The organism is Melittangium boletus DSM 14713, assembly GCF_002305855.1.
GTDB classification, from domain to species: domain Bacteria; phylum Myxococcota; class Myxococcia; order Myxococcales; family Myxococcaceae; genus Cystobacter; species Cystobacter boletus.
The window spans coordinates 7,890,355-7,909,164 of sequence record NZ_CP022163.1 but is presented as its reverse complement, the minus strand read 5'-3'; the positions used below and the strand labels follow the sequence as shown (position 1 = coordinate 7,909,164).

The window sequence follows — 18,810 nt, the reverse complement described above, 5'->3', positions numbered from 1 at the left end:
CCTATCGTTAGCTCTTCACCGCGCCCTTGCGCTGGACCTTCCGCAAGGTGTCCCGACTCATCCCGGTCCACTCGTGGACCTGCCGCTGAGACAACCCCATCTGCACGAGCGCAAGGCCAACTTGGCGGCGCTGCTCGAGCCTCAGCTCCCCCACACGCTCGCGGACCATCCCCATAAGCGCCTCCTCCACCTTCAGGCGCTGTACCAGTGCAGTCCGGCGCGCACGCATCAGGTCGCGAGTGATGACCGCGTGGGACTGTCCCCGCATGACTGCGGTCAATACGGTGAGCAAGGCTTCGTCTCTGGCCAGCTCCTCACCGAGCAACTGCCGGAGGAGTTGGGCGACAACAGCATCATCGGGCAGCGGAAACTCGACCACCGCGTCGAAGCGCCTCCACACCGCCGGGTCGAGCAGGTCCGGATGGTTCGTCGCCGCCAGGAGCAAGCCCATCTGCGGCCAGTCGTCAATCTCCTGCAGCAGCACCGTGACCAGCCGCTTGAGCTCGCCAACCTCCCCCAGGTCATCCCTGCGCTTTGCGATGGCGTCCAACTCATCCAGCAACAGGACGCTCTGAACACCCTTCGCGTAATCGAGCACGTGGCGGACGTTCGTACCCGTCTTGCCGAGGTAGCTGCTCATCACCGCAGATAGATCCAGGGTGAGAAGAGGCCATCCGAGCTGTTGCGCGAGCCATCGCGCGGCGAGCGTCTTCCCCACACCGGGCGCCCCGGTAAAGAGCATCGAGCGCGTAGGGGCTACCCCTACTTGGCGCAGCTCGTCCGCACGTTGGCGCTCGGCAATAACCTGCTCAAGGGGGGAGCGAATGGTCTCCGACCAAGCGGGAGCCGAATCCAGCATCACAGGCCACTCCTGCCGAAGCAGGCTGAGCCGCGAGTCGGCATCAACCGGCACCGCCGCCACCGCTGCGCTGCGCAACGGCATGGCCTGTGAGGGGGCTTCCCGCAGAAGCTCGGCCAGCCTGGCCGAGGCAGCAGGGTCCTCCTTGTGAAGTAAGCGCTCCAGCCTGCGGATGTACGTGAGAATGTCCTGTCTCCGGCCGGTGAGCGCCAGCCGTGCAAGCTGGACAATCCACTCCGATTTTATCTCCACCTAGCCCACCTTAAACCGCCACAAGCACGCGAAATTACGAAGCCCCAAATCGACGGTGGACTACTTTTATTCGTCCCTGGAAATTTAGTCCACCATCTTTGCCGCGAAATGATGAACACCCGGTCAGTATCTCGCCACGCTCCTAGGCACGGAGTCTGCAGGTAATAGCTCGCCGAGCTCCGTTTGGACGAGGCGAGGAGAGCCAGCGAGCCTCGCAGGGACTTGGAGCCGTAGTGACTCTTGCGGCCCAGCATTAGGTCGCGCAACTGGCGCTCCACCAGGTTGGGCTTGCCCCAGTTTCGTGGCTCTCCCGCACTTTATGTGCTCCACGCCTCGGAACACCTGCTGCTCCAGCGCATACGACTCGCCACCTGAATGGCGAGCACACAATCTGCGGGAGAACCACTAAAAAGGGGCAGGCTCAGTCTGGCGGATCGAGTCCACCCTCCCATTTGCGGCTCGGACGAATAGGATGATGCATGACCTCGTCTCGTGTCTCCCTGGCTCTCATCTGTCTCCTGACGTCTCCCGTGCTGGCGGCGGTCCCCACGGGATTCCAGGAGACCGTGTACCCATCCCCCGCCCTCTCGCCCACCACGGGACTGGCCTGGGCGCCCGATGGCTCGGGGCGGCTCTTCATCACCCAGAAGAATGGCAAGGTGCTCGTCGCGACGATGCGCGATGGGGCGCTCGTCACGCAGAACGCGACGCTGAGCACGACCGAGTTCGCCACGGAGACCGTCTACACCTCCAGCGAGTGTGGCCTCCTCGGGATCGCGTTCGATCCGAACTACACCGTCAACCGCTACGTCTACCTGTTCGTCACGGCCACCAACACCCGGCAGCAGATCATCCGCTATACGGACGCCAACGGCGTGGGCACGGCGCGCACGGTGCTCGTCAACAACCTGCCGACCTCCGGGCAGAACCATAATGGCGGAGCGATTGGCTTTGGCCCGGATGGAAAGCTGTACTGGGCCATCGGAGACCTGGGCAACGGCACGGGCGTGAACGCGGATCTCACCTCGATGGCGGCCAAGGTGAGCCGCGCCAATCTGGATGGCACCCCCGCCAACGACAACCCCTTCAACGACGGGGTAGGCCCCAACAACGAGTACATCTGGGCGCGCGGCTTCCGCAATCCCTACACCTTCGCGTTCCAGCCGGGCACCGGCAAGCTGTGGGTGAACAGCGTCGGAACGGGCTACGAGCAGATCTTCGTCACGGACAAGAGGGATCATGCCGGCTACAGCGACTACGAGAACAACCAGCCCGCGGGCTTCATAACGCCCGTCATCAAGTACCGCACCAACGGCACGGACTCGCGCACCATCACCGCCAATGGCGCCGTGCGGAGCGGAGGCCTCGCCACCTTCACCACCACCGGAGACCACGGCTTTCGCAAGGGCGAGAAGATCACCGTGGCCGGCGTGACGGACGCGAGCTTCAACGGGGCCCACTACGTGGCCAGCGTGCCGAGCACCACGACGTGGACGGCGACACAGGCCAGCGCGGACGCGACGAGTGGTGGAGGCACGGCGGTGACACAGAACCTGGGGGGCTCCCTCACGGGAGGCGTCTTCTACGACTCCACGCTCTTCCCGAGCGACTACCGCGGCAACTTCCTCTTCGGAGACTACAATTCCGGAAAGCTGGTGCGCGCCAGGCTGGCCGCGGATGGCTCGGTGGCCTCCGTGGAGGAATGGGCCACTGGCATCTCCCAGGCCGTGGACATGGCCGTGGGACCGGATGGCGCGCTGTACGCCGTGGGCGTCACCTCGAAGGCCCTCACGCGGATCATGTCCACCGCTCCCGGACAGAAGCTCATCGTCTCGGAGCTGAACGTCAGCGTCGTCGAGGGCGGCCAATCCGTGTTCACGGTGCGGCTGGCCGAGGCGCCCACCACGGAGGTCAGCGTCAGTGTGGAGTGGGTCTCGGGCGACGCGGATCTGACGGTGGAGAGCGGCTCACGGCTCACCTTCACTCCGGCCAACTGGAACCAGCTTCAGCGCGTCACCCTCGCCGCCGCCTTGGACGCGGACGCGACCGCGGACCGCGCGGCCTTCACGGTGTCCGCCCAGGGACTGAGCCCCGAAACGGTCCAAGCGGTGTCCATCGACAACAACGACGCGCGGCTGGTGCTGTCCACCACGGCCTTGACGCTGAACGAGGAGGAGACCACATCCTTCACGGTGGCGCTCTCCAAGCGTCCCTCCCAGAGCACCACCGTCACGGTGGCGCGGACGGCGGGGGATGAGGACATCACGGTCTCCAGTGGCACAACCCTCACCTTCACGCCGGCCAACTGGAGCACCCCCCAGTCCGTCACCGTCGCGGCCGCCAAGGACATGGACGCCCTCGATGATTCCGCCACGCTCACCCTGGCCGCCTCGGGCGGTGACGCCTGCACGTTGTCCGTCAGCGTACGGGACAATGACGCCGTGGCTCCGACCATCTCGTCCACGCCCATCACCTCCGCGGTGGTGGGTGCCCCTTATCGCTATGAAGTGGTGGCCGACGGCGTACCCGCTCTCTCGTTCTCGCTGACCAGCAGCGTGCCAGGTCCAAGCATCGACGCCAGCAGTGGCGTCCTCGTCTGGACGCCAGAGGCGGTGGGCACCGTGGACATGACGGTGCTCGCGAGCAACGGGAGGCTCCCGGACGCGACCCAGTCCTTCCAGGTCCTCGTGAAGGCGGACGCGCCTCCGCGTGCGGCGCTCGTGCGCCCCACGGAGGGGGAGCAGGTGTCGGGAGCGACGGTGGCGTTCTCCGGGGACTGCGTGGATGACGTGGGGTGCACGAAGGCGGAGTTCTACGTGGACGGGGTGTTGGGGAGCACGGATGCGCGAAGCTCCGGGCCCTACCACTACGGCGGCGAGCCCAACCGGTGGGACACGACAGCGCTGAGCCCTGGAGTGCATCAGGTCCGCATGGTCGTCTACGACACCTCGGGCCAGAGCGCCGCGGCCGAGGTCTCGGTGTGTGTGGGGAATTCGCCGTGTGTTGAGCCAACGCCCCCTGGGCCAGGAGACAGCTCGGGCTGTAGCTGCGGAGGAGCCCCCGGAGGCGCGCTGGCGGGGTGGGGACTGCTCCTGGCTCTGTGCCGAAGGCGGGCGCCGTATGGCCATGCGACGAGGTCGCCCCCGCGTTGAAGCGGAGCGCGCGGCGAGTCCAGCCAGCGTCATGAGGTCATTATCATCATCCTTTTGGATGGTTGCCGCTTCACGTTCATTCCCTCCTGAGCGGCCCAGTCCCGGACAGGAGAGGCATTGACATTCCCATGCGGTCATGGGGTGACTTGGGTGACTTCTCTCGTCTCCCGGAGAAACTGGAAGACCCGGCCCGCCGTGACCTGAGCGCACCCTTCCAGTGTCCGGCGGTCCATCGAGGGCACAGACCCTGCTCGTGAAAAACCCGGAACAACCCCGCTGTAATTCTTTCGGCGTGGCTTGTCCAACACTCATACCCCTGGTAAGCGTGACTTCGGAGGTCATGTCAAACGCGACAGGCCTTCGCATGTCTGGGTCAAGGCCCATTCAGGGGAATATCAATCTATGAGTCAGATGGTCGGCTGGATGATGGTCGTTTTACTTTGTGGCACAACGGATGGAGGTGTCGGCACGGCGGATGCGGGAACCGTCACGGCGGATGCGGGAACCGTCACGGCGGATGCGGGAACCGTCACGGCGGATGGTGGAATCGCCGAGGTGAATCCGGATGCTCGGCTGAATGTGGCGCAGGCGGATCTGAATGCCGCGCTGAAGCTGAGGGACGAGGGGAAGTATACCGAGGCACGTGCACAGGCCGAGCATGGGCTTGAACTCTGGGAGCCCGTGCTCGGAAGTACGCATCAAAAAGTCGCCGATTACCTGGATCTGATAGGGAATCTCCGCCGGCTACAGGGGGACCTGTCCCATGCCGAGTCTTTCTTGCAGCGCGCGCAGGGCATTCGGGAGGGTACGCCCGACAGGAGTTACCCCGACCTGGCGACCTCTCTGCACAACCTCGCCGTCCTCTACAGCGCCCAGGGGCACTACACCCGGGCCGACTCCTTCTACCAGCGCGCGCGCGCGCTGCGGGAGGCCACCCTCGGTGAGAAACACCCCGATGTCGCCACCTCGTGGCACGACCAGGCCAACCTCTACAGCGCTCAGGGCTTGTACGGCCAGGCCGATGCCTTCTTGCAGCGTGCGCTCAAGCTGCGCGAGGCCACCCTCGGTGAGAAACACCCCGATGTCGCCACCTCGCTCAACAGCCTGGCCAACCTCTACAGCGCCCAGGGCTTGTACAGCCAGGCCGAGCCCCTCTCCCAGCGCGCGCTCAAGCTGCGCGAGACCATTCTCGGCACCAGCCATCCCGACTTCGCCGACTCGCTCAACAGCCTGGCCAACCTCTATAGCGCTCAGGGCTCGTACAGCAAGGCGGAGCCCCTCTATCTGCAAGCGATCAAGCTGCGCGAGGCCACCCTCGGCAACAGCCATCCCTCCTTCGCCCTGTCGCTCGACAACCTGGCCAACCTCTATAGCGCCCAGGGCCTGTACAGCCAGGCGGAACCCCTCTACCAGCGCGCGCTGCCCATCCTGGAGGCCGCTCTCGGCAAGAGTCATCCCGACGTCGCCACCTCGCTGCACAATCAGGCCAACCTTTACAGCGCCCTGGGGTTGTACGGCCAAGCCGAGCCCATCTACCAGCGCGCTCTCAAACTGAGAGAGGACTCACTCGGAGGGCGCCATCCCGACGTGGCCACCTCACTGCACCACCTGGCCAACCTCTACAGCGCCCAGGGGTTGTACGGCCGAGCCGAGCCCCTCTACCAACGCGCGCTCAAGCTGCGCGAGGAAGCCTTGGGCAAGAACCACCCCGACGTCGCGAACTCGTTCAGCCACCTGGCCAACCTCTACAGCGCCCAGGGGTCGTACGACAAGGCTGAAAAGCTCTACAAGAACTCGCTCCTCATTCGGGAAACCGCCCTCGGCAATACCCATCCCGACGTCGCCACGTCACTTCACCACCTGGCCAACCTCTACAGCGCACAGGGGATGTATAGCTGGGCCGGGCCGCTCTACCAACGCGTGCTCGAGCTACGACAGGCCATCCTGGGAGAGAAGCATCTCCACGTCGCCACGTCACTTCACCACCTGGCCAACCTCTACAGCGCTCAGGGGATATACGAAGAAGCCGAGCCCCTCTACCTGCGCGCGATCGAGATCCGGGAGAGCGCTCTGGGCAAGAACCATCCCGACGTCGCGGATTCGCTCGACCACCTCGCCCGGCTGCGTCTGGCCCAGGGGCGCCTTGGCGACGCCCTGCCGCTCTACACCCGAGCCTTCGCCATCTCCGAACAGCGCCTGCGGCAGGAATCACTCGACTTCTCCGAGTCGCGCCTGTCCGGCTTCCTGCAACATCTGCGCGCCTCCGAGGAGACGATTTATGAGCTGCTGCGCGAGAAGAATGAGGATGCCCAGGTGCGACATCTGGCCCTCAGTGCCGTGCTGCTGCGCAAGGGCCGCTCCGTCGAGGAGGCGGCCAACATCTCCCGAACCCTTTCCCAGAGCCTGAGCGCCGAGGACCGAGACCTCCTCGAGAAATTGCGCAGCCTGCGCACCCAACTGGCATCCCGCTCACTCATGGGTCCGGGCGCACTCCCCCCGGAAGTCTACCAGCAGCAACTCAAGACCGTGGCCGATGAAGGTGACCAGATCGAGGCGGAGCTCGCCAAACGCTCGGCGGCATTGCGCTCACGCACCGCACTGCCCTCCCCCGCCGACATCGTCGCCCGTGTCGCCGAATCCCTTCCCAAGGACGGAGTGCTCGTGGAGTTCATCTCCTACGAGTACCAGAACGACCACTCCGATTCCGACACGCCGCGACAGAAGAAGGACACGGAGCTGGGCTATCTCGCGCTGCTGCTCTTCCCCGATGCCACCACTCACATGGTGGACCTGGGTCCCGCCGAGCACATCGATGCCGCCGCCACGCGGATGCGCGACACCCTGGCCAGCCGCGGTGAGGACTTCGAGTCCGCGGCCCGGGCACTCTACGCCCTCGCCTTCGAGCCTCTGTTGCCCGAGTTGGGCACCACCCGCCGTCTCCTCATCTCTCCCGATGGCCAGCTGGGCCTCGTGCCCTTCGACGCGCTCCACAACGGCCAGGGCTTCCTCCTGGACTCCTTCGAGTTCACCTATCTCACCTCGGGCCGCGAGCTGCTGCCTCGCAGGGACAACGCGCCCTCACCGTTCGTCTTCGTTCTCGCGGACCCCGACTTCACCGCGGCGCCTTCCTCCTCGCGCTCCGGCGCCCCGTCTTCCTCCACTTCATCCAGTACTCTCGATCGCTTCTTCCGCTCCGTACGCTCGATGCTGCCCCGGGCGATGTTTTCGCGATTGCCGGGCACGCTGCTGGAGGCCGAGAAGATTCAGCAGCTGCTGCCCCAGGCGCAGCTCTTCCTGGGCACCGCGGCCACCAAGGAGCGGCTGATGCACCTGCCCACTCCGGGCATCCTCCACGTGGCCACCCATGGCTTCTTCCTGGGTGATGTCCACGAATTCCAGAACTCTCGCGCCGCGGTGGTCATCGAGCCCCTGGATGAGGCGCCCCCACCGCCCCAGCAGGTGCCGCTGCTCAACTCCGGCCTCATCCTGGCCAACACGCGCCCCTTGGACCCGGGCACCTCCGCACCTCGTCCCGAAGCCACCCTGGTCACGGCACTGGAGATCGCTGGGCTCGACCTGTGGGGCACCCAGCTCGTGGTCCTCTCCGCTTGTGATACCGGCCGCGGGAGTGTCCAGCGAGGCCAGGGGATCTACGGTCTGCGCCGCGCCCTGGTGGTGGCTGGAGCGGAGACGGTGGTCATGAGCCTGTGGAAGGTGAACGACGAATCCACGCGCCTGCTCATGGAGAGCTACTACCGCAACCTCCTGGAGGGCAAGGGCCGCGCCTCGGCCCTGCGCGAGGCCATGCGCGCGATGCGCGCCACCCACGGCCATCCCTATGACTGGGCTTCCTTCATCGCCATGGGGAGAGATGCCCCGCTGCAAGCCATCATCTCCACCACGCAGCGGACAAACCTCAAGGTCGCCGCCGAGAGCAAGACCGGCACTGGGACCAGGGGCACTGAGACCAAGGCCGACGCCGAACCCAAGGCGGATGCCGAGCCCACTGCTGATGCCGAGCCCACTGCTGATGCCGAACCCAAGGCCAACGCCGAGCCCAAGGCCGACGCCGAGCCCACTGCCGACGCCGAGCCCACTGCCGACGCCGAGCCCAAGGATGCCTCGGCGACGGCGGCTCCGCAGTGAACCGCGGTCCGAGGTGTTGACGCGTTTGCATTGAGCGCGAGAGTCCGATCCTCCACCAGGAGGGCCGGGCTCTTATGGCATTCGAAGAGGTTCGGCTCAGTAGACGATGCAATCGAACTTCTCGATGACGGCCCGGAGTTCTTCCGGCGTGGTCTCGAGTTGTTTGGCCAAAGTGGGAGCGTAATAGGTCAACGCCTTCGTGGGCGCTGGATGGGCGGGAAGATCGTCCATGATGACCTGACCCACCGAACCTGGCCACTTCACTCCGCGTAACTCAGGGGCTCGGCCAATGGGGTCCAGGATGGTGAAACAAGGCCAGCGAGGAAACCGTATGGATGCCGGATCACAACCCATGATGCGGCATCCATCCAAGCGAGCATCGGAGAAGTCACAGTCCTTGATGAAGCCGTGCTCAGCGCCTTCCGAATAACCCGGCCAGCAGCCAAAATCGCACCCCGTTAGATTCCCCTTGAACTGGCAGCGCTCAAGTGAGGCGAACACCCACTGTTGGTGATTCTTCAACTCCTGCTTCACCTCGAAGGTGCAGTCAACGAAGCGGGCTTGATTGATGAGCAGGTTCCTGGCGGACACCTTCAAGACAACAGAGCAGCCCTTCAGCGTCAGATTGGGGCCAAGGAAGTAGAGCGAGTTTTTATCGGTCAGTTCCAGCCGCTCGTTCTCAAACTCCTTGTTCTCGATAATAACGTTCTCAAGCCACCCCATCTCTGCTCCTCATCAGAAGGTGAGCATCCGGAAGAACTCGCCCGCCATGCGTCTGCCATGACGCGCCAAATTCGACTCCGTCCCAGAAAGAATTTCGTACTGACGGTTCGTTTTCAGGTCAATCACATCGAGACCTTGGGGATTGAATCGCAAGGATTTTTGAAACTGCTTTCTCACCGTCTCGTGGACATAACGACCCCGAGCCTCACGTTCCAACAAACGCGCCAGCCAATATTTGCCCTTCTTCAAGGCATCTCCGATGGCCTTTCGCTCATTGACCGAGAGCCTGTCTGGCCCCCACTCCTTCGCCGCCCGGGTCACCGCCTCCTGGAGTTGGTCCCCTACCTTGTCCTCGGCGGGAATGTCCACCAACGACTTGCCGCGTGGCAAGTGCCAGCGCTGGCCGTCGGCAAGTTCCACCTGCCGGTTGCCGCCCCGATGGCGCATGACGGTGGCGGAGCCACGGCCCCCGGGAGCCGCCCCCGCACCGCCCGAGCCCTGCTTGAGCAGCACGACCGCCATGGGTCCCTGGGGCGACATCGCCACCGTCTCCACGGCCTCCACCGCCGCGGCGAGCGCTCCTTCTCCTTGGGCCACGACCCCTTCCAACTCCCGCGCGCTCTCCAGGACAGCGGCCCCGCCCTGTGCTTCCCATTGCGCTCCCGCCCGGCTGTAGCCCGGCAGTGCACGCACCTTGGCCGCCACATTTCCCATCGCGCGCCCCGTCAGCGTGGCCACCGCCAGAATCATCGCCCGGGCCGAGTCCTGGCCCAGCACCTTCCCGAAATCCGCCCCCGCCGCGCGCAACTCCTCGAAGGTGCTCGCCTCGTGGGCCGCATGCACCATGCGGCTCCACCCGTCCATCAGCCCCCACACCGTGTCCAACCCCAACCACGCCACCAACATCACCGTCAGGCTCGCAGCCACTGCCTTCACCGTCGGCTCGGGCACCACCCACGCCAGGCAGTAGAGCGCCACAGCCCAGACAACCATCGATACCAGTGCCCTCGGGTCCAGGAGTTCGTGCGCCAGTGCTTCGCGCGTCTCGTCGAGCACCGTGCCAAACGCCAATGCCAGGGCGAGCGTCCGGCGGTCGTCCGCGCGCAAGTAGGGCCCGTCTTCCAACAAGCCCAGACAGTCTCCCCCGCCCTGGTGCTCACACCACCGCAGGTACGTGGCCCGCAGGGCTTCATCCGCTTCGGGCGTGAGCGGCACCGGTCCCGTCTGGCTCAAGGGCACGAAGGTATAGGTCTGCTCCCGGTACCACTCCAGCAGCCACACGCCCGCCATTTCAACCGTCTCCACCTCGCGGGGTGACTGTTGCGACACCCTCAGCAGCTCGCGGGCGGCCTCCCGGGGAGAGCCCGTCAGCCGCACGTCGCGGGAGAGCCGCTGGACGGCCCGCCTGAATTCCGCCGGGTCGATGGGCACTGGCCGGGTGGACTGGGCCTTCGGCTCCAGGAAGTCCACCGTGTAGTCGCTGGCCGACTCGACACGCTCTCGCGGCGCGAACTCCACCCGCCTTCCGCCCCGAGCAACACCCGTCGCGCAGGCGGAATGGAGGAACAGGACGAGGAGAAACCCACCCCACCAGGGGCGCGCGTCAGCGAAACGGGTGGACATGCGAACCTCCAGGAGCGACGGTGCCTGGAATCCGTCGCTCCCGAGGGACGCTATCAGAAGGTGTATTTCACCCGGGGGAACACGGCGAAGGTGGGGATGTTCGGCCCGATGAGGTAGCGCGCCAGCACGTCCGCGCCCACGGTGAAGTGCTCCAGGGGCGTGGCGTACTCCACGCCCAGGCCCAGGCCCGCGTTGGGCACCGTCGTGGAGAGACTCGGATCCCGGGTGCCCGTGGGCGCGGGATCCAACCGCGACAGACCCGCCGCCAGCTTCGGCACCAGGTAGAAGCGCGTGGCCAGGGGCGCGCGGTAGCCCACCGTCACATCCGCGAGCGCCACCGTGAAATTCTCCGTGCGCCCACACAGCTGGGTGCCCGGCGCGTAGCCCGCGAAGCAGTTGGCCGCGGAAGCGCCCAATCCAAAATGCACCCCCAGGGTGAAGCGCTCGGTCACGTCGACGCCCACGCCCAGCTGCACGTACGTCTGCGCGTTGGAGTAGACGTTCTCCCCGCCCAGGGTGAAGAACGCGCCGATGTCGGCCTCGGTGAAGAAGCCACGGCGCACTTCCAGGGGGACTCCCTCCGGAGGCGTGGCCGACAGGGCGGCGGTGGGCAGCAGCGCGAGCACGGCGGTCAACAGCGGCTTGTTCATCGCAACGAACCCTCTCCTAAAAAACCGCCCCCCTCCCAGGCCGGGAGAGGGGCGAACTCCACTCGAAACACTCTAGGCAGCCAGCGCGGCGTCTACTCACCCGCGGGCGAGAACAACCAGGGATACGTCACCGCCACGACACCACCGCCCTTGGGCTCGGGGAACTTCCAGCGGCGGATGCGCGAGAGCATGCACGCCTCCGCGGCGGAGTTGTTGAGCGTGGTCTCCGTCACGCTCGCCTCCGCCACGCCACCGGCCGGGTCGATCGTGAAGGCCACCGCCACCTTGCCCGCGAGGCTCGGATCCTTGTTCAGCTCCGTCTCGTAGCAGTATTTGATCTCGTTCTGGTGGCTGCGGATGATCTTGGCGATGACGTCCTTGTCGAGGCCACCCACCACCGTGGTCTTCCCGGGGACGATCTTGGTGATCGTCTTGCCGCGGCCGGACAGGTCGATGCCGCCGCTGCCACCCACGCCCCGGCCATCACCCCGGGTGCCCAGGCCGCCCATGCCCAGGCCGGCGCCACCGCCGCCCGAGCCCTTGCCGCGCGAGCCGAGTCCGCCCACGCCCTGCGCGTCACCCATGCCGGCGCCGCTCTTGAGGCCCCCCAGCGCGTTGTTGATGCCCGTGCCCAGGCCACCGGGGCCGAACACGTCCGAGGCACCCGACTTGAGGCCCTTCATCGCCCCGAGCAGACCCACCTGGCCCACGACCTTGCGGTCCTGCTCGCGCTTGTTCTTGTTGACGATGGTGGTGCCCGGCTTGGACGGATCGGCCTCGGCCTGTTTGGCCTCTTCCTTGCCGAACTTGCCCTCCTCGCCCTTGGCCTTCTCGCCCTCGTCCGCGGTCTTCTTGAACCGCTTCATGTCGATGGGCTTCTGGGGCGCGATGAGCAGCTTGGCCACGCGCTGCTGGCTCTGGAGGATGTCGTCCTGGGTCGGAGCGTCCGAGCGGGGCATGAGCACCATGGCCGCCACGAAGGCGCCCGCCGCCAGGAGCGTGATGCTGGCGATCTTGAGCCAGGTGAAGTCCGTGGCCTCCAGCCGGTTCACCGCGATGGCGGGCGAGGGCTTCACGAAGCGCACCACGAAGGCGAGCGTGCCGAGCGACACCTCCGCGCGCTCGTGCAGGCCGAGGGAGTACACGTGCTCGCCCTGGGCGGCCGTGAGCTTGCCCTCGGCGCGCAGCGTCTCCTTGGGACGCACGTCGCCATTCCGGGTGACGAAGACGCCCGCGGAGGCCGGCACGCGCAACTCGAACTGCTCGCCCTTGCTCACCGCCAGCACGTGCCGCGCGCCCACCTCGGCGTCGTACACGTGGAAGAAGTTCTTCTGGGCCTCGCCGATGGTGACCGGGACCCCGTCCAGGAAGTGCTGCACGCCCAGCATCTGGTCGCCCCAGAGCTGGCGCACCTGCAGCACCTTGGCGTCCTTCGTGGGCAGCGCCTCGGGCGGCAGGGGCTCCTGGATGTGCGCCGCGACCGCGGGCCGGACCGCCTTGCTCCGCACCACCGGGGGAGTCGCCGCCGCCGGAGCGGCGCGATTGCGCAGACCCGGAGGCACTGGCCGGTTCTCCAGCGCCCGCGTGGGCGGATGAAGCACCGAGCCCTGCAGGCTGCCCTCGTTCACCTGGGCACCCGCCGCGGGCTCGTCTCCGAAGAACACCTCCACCTGCGAGCCACCCAGCATCAGCACGTCACCGGGGACGAGCCGCTTGGGGCCCACCACCCGCTGACCGCCCACCTGCGTGCCCGCCTCGCTGCCCAGGTCGATGGCCGTCACCGCCCCGCCCGTCTCCACCTTCAACATCACGTGAAGGTTGGAGACACCCGGGTCCAGGATCTTCACCGCCGCCTGTGCTCCCGAGCCGACGATGACGCTCTCCGCGTCCGACACGGCCTCGTGCACGGTGCCGTCCGGACCGGTGATACGCAGCGTCAATCCGTTCCTCTTCCCCGCCGCCATAGCTCCCTCCTCGCCCTTCCGTCCCCAGTACCCAGTTGCCGTCCGCTAGAGGTTGTCGACTGACTTCTGCAGCTCCGGATTGAAGTTGTCCCGGACACGAATGAGGCTCTGGAAATCCGTCTTCTTGCGGTTGAGGACGTACGAGCCTTCCGGCTTCGTGAGCTCGCCCTCCACCGCCATGTCGGTGAAGTCGATGGTCGTCTTCTTGCGGACGACCACCTTGTCTTCTTCCTGGATGACCTTCACCTCGTCCTGCTGCGCGAAAGCCGGTCCCGCTACCGCCGCCACCGCTATCGCCACCACCAGTCGTCTCATCTCCGGTCTCCTTCTCCGTGGGGTGGGACAGCGGGCCCTGCATGAGGTTCCAACCCGCTCTCTTGCACACCCTGCACCAACGTCGCGGGCCCGTGGAACACCGCGAAACTCCTTGGGAAAATGAATCGCCCTGCCCCGCGATCAACCCCTGGGAGGAAAAAACTTCCCCCCAAGGGGAGGAAGGTTATTCGGCCTCGGCGGGAGGCGCCTCGGCGGGCGCTTCGTCCGGAAGCGCACCACTGCCACCCACCGCCGCCGGAGCCGGCTCCTCGGGCGTGGCCGCCGCGGGAGGGGCGCTCTTGCGCATCGCGGCCAGACCCTGGAGCTTCGAGTCGATGAGCTGCTTGTCCTGGGCGCTCGTGGACGCCGCGTCCTTGCAGCGCTGGAGGAAGCTCTCGGCCTTGTCCCAGCCCGCGCGCTCGACGGCATAGGCCCAGCCCGCGCCACACACGGCCTCGGGCGTCTCCGCGCGCAGGGCGAGCACCTTCTCGAAGGCCTCACCCGCCGCGAGGCCCTTCTTGGCGTCGCGGCCCTTCTGCCCATCCAGCGCCCACGCGTAGGACAGCCACGCCGAGGGCGAGCCGGGCTCGAGCTCCACCGCCTTGGCGAAGGCGCGCTCGGCGCCCGCGTAGTCGCGCCAGGCGAGCGCCAGGGCGCCCAGGTTCTCGTAGCCGGGGGCGAAGCGCTCGTCGAGCGACACCGCCTGTTGGAACTGGGCGAGCGCGCGAGGGCGTTGATCCAGCTTGAGGTACACCATGCCCAGGCTGTTGTGCAGGCCGGGATCCTTGTCCGCGAGCTTGCGCGCATGGGTGAGCACCGTCTCGGCGAGCCGGTACCTGCCCTGCTCGTAGTGGGCGAGCCCGAGGTTCTTGTAGGCCTCGACGTCCTCCGGGTGGCGCGCCAGCACGCGGCGGGCACTCGACTCGGCCTGGGGGTACTTGCCCGCGAGCCGGTACGCCGTGGAGAGGTTGTTGAGCAGCGCGGCCTCGAACTCGTTGCCGGGCGTCTTCAACCCCGTCTCATAGAGGGAGATGGCGTCCTGGTACTTCTCCCGCTGCCGGTAGAGCCGGCCCAGGTTGAGCAGCATGGGCACGTGGCCCGGCTCCAGGAAACGCACCTTCTCGTAGTCGGCCACGGCGTCGTCGAGCCGGCCCTGGCGCTCGGCGATGAGGCCCAGGTTGAACTGGGCGTTGAGGCTCTGGGGCGCGCGCTCGAGCACCTTCTCGAAGCCCTTGCGCGCCAGGTCATAGTCCCCCGCGTCGAAGGCGGCCACGGCCTTGGCGAACAGCGCCTGGGCGGGGTTCTCCTCCGCCACGGGCTCGGGAGCGGGAACCGGCTCGGCGGCCACGGCGGGCGCCGGGGCGGGAGCGCTCTCGGTGGCCACGGGAACGGGGCGCACCTGGGAGGTGGTGGCGCACGCGGACAGCGTCAGCGCGGCGGTGGTGAGAGCGAAGCGGATTCGTGGATGCATGATCGTCACCTTCACGGCCGCACCTCCCGGGAAGCGGTGGGCGGCTGGGGCGTGTCCTTGGGCCCGGACGCGGGCGCGTTGCCGACGCCGGAGTCCTTGGCCATGTCGGCGGTGGCGAAGAACTCGCTGCCGCGATACGGCACCTGACGCACCTGGGCATAGGCGCCCGGGTGGTAGCGGTTGATCTGCTCCTGGGCCGCGACCGTCCACTCGTTGTAGATGGACAGCTCGTACGCCTTGGCCAGGGCCTTCTCCAGCGCCTCGCTCGCCTTGTCCTCGAGCGGCAGCGCCAGGTTCTCCAGTTCCCCGCGGTACATGGCGAGCTGTTCCTCGTCGAGCCCGGAGGGGTTGGGGGATTCGATGATGTTGCGCGCGAAGTCCGCGTAGGCCAGGCCGATGCGGGTGAGCGCCGCGATGCCCCACTCGCCCGAGCCGCTGGAGAGCACGTCGACGTACTGCTTCTCCAGCTTCTGGAGCGCCTTCTGCTTGGCGGCCAGGTCCCCGCGCACGGTGGACACGCGCTTGAAGCGGATGGCCACGTACTGCTGCCAGTCGGGCTCGACGGTGAGGAAGCGCACCCGGCCGTAGATGTCGATCAACTCCGGCTTCTGCTTCTCCTCGGCGCTCAGCTTCGTCCAGCCGTAGAGGAGATCCGCGCGCACGCGCTCCACGTTGCGCGCGTTCTTGAGGTGCTGGTAGGCGAGCAGTTGCTGCTCGCGTGCCCGGTAGATGTCGGCCTGGGAGACGCGCGAGTCCTTGTCGTAGACGGTCAGGAAGTACTCGAACTGGTGCACGGCCTCGGACCACTTGCCGTCCTTGCCGTACACGAGGCCCAGGTTGTAGGCGATGCGCGGCACGTCCGGACGGTCCTTGAAGCGCCGGAGGTAGGCGCGGTAGGCGGCGAGCGCCTTGTCGCCCTCGCCCACGCCCTCCCACCACAGGCCCGCGTTGAAGAGCGCGTCGGCCACCCACTTCTCGGACTCGGCGAGCAGCGTGCGGCGCTCCTCGTCCCGGGCACCCGAGGACTCATCGGCCGGGGCCTCGGGAGGAGACTCCGGCGCCTTCCTGGCCTTGTTGAGCCGGGCCTTGCGGGCGGCGGCGCGCGCCTCGGCCTTCTTCGACTTCTGGGACATCAGCACGCGCTCGCCCGCGTCCTGGGCGTCCACGAAGGCCGAGTACATGGCGGCGGCCTTGGCGTACTCGGCCGTCTTCTCGTAGAGGCGCGCGAGCGTGTAGCGCACCTTGGGCTCGAAGAGGCTGTTGGGGTAGTCGGTGAGCAGCCGCTCGCCGGCGGCGGTGCCGCGGTCGATCTGCCCCGCTTCCTCGAAGATGACCATGGCGGAGGTGAGCGCCCGGTCCGCGTTCTCCGAGCGGGGGAATTCCTTCACGTAGTCCAGGAAGAGGCTGGCCGCCTTGGCCGGGTTCTTCTCCTTCTGGTAGACGACCTCGTGAATCCACTTGTAGCGCGCGCCCTCGGCCACGCGCGCCACGCGGGCGGCGAACTCGGGGTTGGGCTTGATGAGCTTGTCGTTGGCGAGGAAGAGCCGCGCCTGCTTGTTGAGCTCGTCCCACTCCTCGCGCGACTCGAGCACGTACATGGTGAGGTCCGCGGCGTCGCGGCTGCGGCGCTCGGCGGGGTACTTCTGGATGATGTCGCCGAAGCGGCGGGCCGCCTCCACGTAGTGGTGCCGGTCGTAGACGATGAGGGCCGCCTGGTAGCGCAGGTCGATCTCATCCGGGTTGTCCGGGAAGAGGCGGTTGTAGGTGTCGCACGCGGCGACGAGCTTCTCCTCGTTGCGCGTGAGCGGTTCCTCGGCCTGGTCCGTGCCCTTCTTGGTGAGGCGGCCCTTCTTCTCCACGTGGCCCTTGGACTTGTTCTCGTCCACCTTCTGGCCGTCCTTGAGGTCGCTCTTGGCGAGCTGGCCGCGCTCGATCTTCACGAGCTTGTCGTAGGCCATGATGGCGGCGAAGGACGCGCTCTTGCGGTAGGTCTCGTTGGAGACCTCGCGGGCCGAGTCGCGATCCGGAATCTGGAAGGCGGCCACGGCGTCGTACTGGGCGGCCGCGGCCTCCCACTCCTCCAGGGCCCAGAGGATCTCCGCGTAGAAGAAGCGCATGTTGAAGGCGGAGTCGGAGACGAACTCGGGGTCCTCGCTGGAGGCGAAGGTGTCCACGTATTCCTTGTAGATGTCGCGCGCGAGCCGGTACGTCTCCACCTGGCGCGTCTTCTGAGCCTCCTGGTGGTAGTCGGTGACCATGACGCGCATGGCCTCCTCGGTGACGCTGAAGGCGTTGCGAAGCACGGGCTTGTTGGCCGCGTTGGCCTTCCACCACGCGCTGCCCGGACGGTAGCCGGACACCATGGTCTTCATCTCGGCGCGCACCTGGTCGCGCTGACGCAGTCCCTCGTACGAGTGGACGATGGCCTGCTGGTACTCCGGAGCGCTCGGCCCCAGGGGCTTGTCACTCAGGAGCACGCGGTAGGTCTCGATGGCGCTGTCGTACAGGCCCACGTCGACGAGCTGCACGGCCATCTTGGAGATGAGCCGTTCCTGGCGCTTCTCGGGGGCCTTGGCCTTGAAGAAGGCGATGCCCTCATTCGCCTTGTCGAGCTTCACGTAGAAGACGATGAGATCGTTGAGCGCCTCGGTGCGCAGGTCGCCCAGCTCCTCGCCGCGCTGGCTGGCGAAGTCCACCACCTCGTGCAGGCGGGCGAGGCCCTCGTCGTAGCCGCCCGCGTTGTAGTCGCACCAGGCGAGCTTGTAGATGGCGTAGGCGTAGACCTTGGGCACCTTGGAGGAGCGCGCCTTCTCGTAGTAGCTCCGCGCCTCCTTGAGCTTGTTGTTGTCGAAGTAGTGGTTGCCGAGCTGGACGTAGGTGTCCGGCACGAACTGGGACTGGGGATACTTCGTCACCAGCTCCAGGTAGCTCTTCACCGCCTCGTCGCGCTTGCCCAGCTCCTGCTGGTTGTAGCCCAGGTAGAAGAGCACCTCGTCGCGCTGGGGCCAGTCGGCGTAGTCGCGCAGGATCTCCTCGTAGAGGGCCATGGTCTCGGCGCGGTAGCGCTCGCTCTCGCGGTTATCCTGCTTGGGCGCCTCCACCCGCTCGCCCCGGGCGGTGGCCGCGTCGAAGGCCTTCTCGGCCTTGAGGTACGCGTTCATCTCCTGCTGGTAGAGGTACTTGGACTTCTCCCAGTTGAGCTCCGCCAGGCGGTAGAGCATGTCCGCCTTGCGGGGCGAGCCCGGCTGCAGCTTGGGGATGAGGCGCTTGAAGCCCTCCAGGGCCTCGTCGCGCTTGCGATCCGCCAGGGCATCCCTCTGGTCATCCGCGATGCGCGGAGCGGCCGCCATGGCCGCCGGGCTCATGCGCGCCGGGCCCACGCGCGTCGGACCGTCGTCCGCGTCGTCGCCCGCCGCGGCACGCGCGGCCGCCCGCTCCGGGCTCTCGGACGAGCCCTTGAGCGGCACGGCGTTCTTCTTCGCCGCCTGGGACTTCTTGCCTTGTGGACGAGCGGACTGCTTGCGCGCATCCGTCTTGGACGCGGTGCCCTCGCGGGCATCCGCCCCTGTTCCGCCCGCGGCGAGTGCCACCCCCACCGCCAGTGCACCGAAACGAAGGACCGACTTCATGAGAGCTCCTGTGGTGGGGCCAGGAG

The 18,810-nt window shown here is 66.8% G+C and carries 10 protein-coding genes; 2 read left to right on the top strand and 8 right to left on the bottom strand.

Annotation, left to right across the window (positions count from 1 at the left end; translation table 11 throughout):
* Positions 1-7: 7 nt before the first annotated feature.
* On the bottom strand, positions 8-1,111 hold the full coding sequence (locus tag MEBOL_RS32785) for an AAA family ATPase (RefSeq protein ID WP_095981128.1): 1,104 nt from the start codon (positions 1,109-1,111) through the stop codon (positions 8-10).
* 479 nt (positions 1,112-1,590) lie between these two features.
* Between MEBOL_RS32785 and MEBOL_RS32780 the strand changes: the two genes are divergently transcribed.
* Both MEBOL_RS32780 and MEBOL_RS32775 read left to right on the top strand, forming a co-directional pair.
* Positions 1,591-4,263 carry a PQQ-dependent sugar dehydrogenase gene (locus MEBOL_RS32780; RefSeq protein WP_095981127.1) on the top strand — a complete coding sequence of 891 codons (2,673 nt, stop codon included), beginning with the start codon at positions 1,591-1,593 and terminating at the stop codon, positions 4,261-4,263.
* Between the two features lie 402 nt (positions 4,264-4,665).
* Positions 4,666-8,409, top strand: a complete 3,744-nt coding sequence (locus MEBOL_RS32775) for a CHAT domain-containing tetratricopeptide repeat protein (protein WP_245919034.1) — start codon at positions 4,666-4,668, stop codon at positions 8,407-8,409.
* Positions 8,410-8,505: 96 nt separating this feature from the next.
* On the opposite strand, the gene MEBOL_RS32770 is transcribed toward MEBOL_RS32775, so the two are convergent.
* From MEBOL_RS32770 to MEBOL_RS32740, 7 genes are all read right to left on the bottom strand, one after another.
* Positions 8,506-9,132, bottom strand: coding sequence for a pentapeptide repeat-containing protein (locus MEBOL_RS32770; protein WP_095981126.1), 627 nt, complete (start codon positions 9,130-9,132; stop codon positions 8,506-8,508).
* Between the two features lie 12 nt (positions 9,133-9,144).
* Entirely contained in the window at positions 9,145-10,755 is a 1,611-nt protein-coding gene (gene sitA5, locus MEBOL_RS42025; protein WP_170115640.1) for a SitA5 family polymorphic toxin, read from the bottom strand.
* Positions 10,756-10,808: 53 nt separating this feature from the next.
* Complete coding sequence (gene cglE / locus MEBOL_RS32760; protein ID WP_095981125.1) at positions 10,809-11,405, bottom strand: adventurous gliding motility protein CglE; 597 nt, start codon at positions 11,403-11,405, stop codon at positions 10,809-10,811.
* A gap of 92 nt (positions 11,406-11,497) precedes the next feature.
* Positions 11,498-13,369, bottom strand: a complete 1,872-nt coding sequence (locus MEBOL_RS32755) for a TonB family protein (RefSeq protein ID WP_095981124.1) — start codon at positions 13,367-13,369, stop codon at positions 11,498-11,500.
* Between the two features lie 45 nt (positions 13,370-13,414).
* Complete coding sequence (locus MEBOL_RS32750; RefSeq protein ID WP_095981123.1) at positions 13,415-13,684, bottom strand: hypothetical protein; 270 nt, start codon at positions 13,682-13,684, stop codon at positions 13,415-13,417.
* Positions 13,685-13,868: 184 nt separating this feature from the next.
* Entirely contained in the window at positions 13,869-15,155 is a 1,287-nt protein-coding gene (locus MEBOL_RS32745) for a tetratricopeptide repeat protein (protein ID WP_095983139.1), read from the bottom strand.
* An 11-nt stretch (positions 15,156-15,166) separates the two neighbouring features.
* Complete coding sequence (locus MEBOL_RS32740; RefSeq protein ID WP_095981122.1) at positions 15,167-18,784, bottom strand: tetratricopeptide repeat protein; 3,618 nt, start codon at positions 18,782-18,784, stop codon at positions 15,167-15,169.
* Between the last annotated feature and the right edge of the window lie 26 nt (positions 18,785-18,810).